Below are 290 nucleotides of genomic sequence, written 5' to 3'. Positions count from 1 at the left end.
GGGAGCAGCAACCGCCGAAGCAGAAGCCGAAAGTCGCCAGTTTCGACGTATCCACCGCGGCTTCGGTCTGCCCTTTCAGTTGCTCAAGGGCCGGCTGCATGCGCGTGTTCAGCAGCGGGCGATCATTCTTCAAAGGCATCATCGCCGCGCCGGCCTCATCGCCGTTCGAGGGGCGCACGCTTTGCCCATACAGGTCGGCAACCAGCACCACGTAGCCCTGGCCGGCCACACGCTTGGCGATTTCTTCGGCACCCGCACTCACGCCCATCCAGTTCGGCGCCATCAGCAGG

Annotated in this window: 1 protein-coding gene; it reads right to left on the bottom strand. The window is 64.5% G+C overall.

Annotation, left to right across the window (positions count from 1 at the left end):
* On the bottom strand, positions 1 to 290 hold a 290-nt coding region (locus SB765_RS28995), incomplete at both ends, for a dienelactone hydrolase family protein (RefSeq protein WP_410932399.1).

Source organism: Pseudomonas sp. SIMBA_067 (assembly GCF_046534675.1).
GTDB lineage: Bacteria > Pseudomonadota > Gammaproteobacteria > Pseudomonadales > Pseudomonadaceae > Aquipseudomonas > Aquipseudomonas putida.
Note: the sequence above shows the minus strand (reverse complement) of the source record. Positions and strands in the feature narration are given on the sequence as shown.